We start from the raw sequence: 558 nt of genomic DNA on the forward strand, positions 1-558 counted from the left end.
GGGCGCTGACCGCCCGGATGCGCCTGTGCGCCCACAGGGGCGTGCGCCGGTTGTCCGATTCGGCGCCCCGCCGGGATGATCTGGTTGCCTCCCGATGGGGCGCCTGGTGGAACGGCGTCATTTTCGGCCGTTCGCCCACGTGGTGAGCTTTCACCTATGAGGGACTGGAAGATCGGCCGGTGAGCCTGCCGCGTGTCTTGGGGCGCGATTCGCCGTGGCCGGGTCGAGGGCGACCGGTGCGCGGCGGGCTCCGTGTCCGTGCCGCCGGACCAGCCGGCGCGGGACGGGGCGACGTCCGGCGATCGCCGATGCGCCGCCCGGCCGCGCCGTCGGCCGGCACCCGGGGATCGGCGCCAGGCACACGGTCGTCCCGGGCGCCGGCTCTCCCGCTGACTGGTGCCGGGGGACCGCGGTACCGGGACCGGGCGCGGTGTGGTCAGCGTGCATGACACCGATGACCTGAGCGCACAGGCGCCGCCACGGCGGACGGTACCGGCCGGCACAGGCTCACGGCCTTCCCAGAACGCTCATCTCCTTTTTCGCGGGGGACGGATGGAC

Source organism: Streptomyces sp. SN-593 (genome assembly GCF_016756395.1).
In the GTDB taxonomy this organism is placed as follows: domain Bacteria; phylum Actinomycetota; class Actinomycetes; order Streptomycetales; family Streptomycetaceae; genus Actinacidiphila; species Actinacidiphila reveromycinica.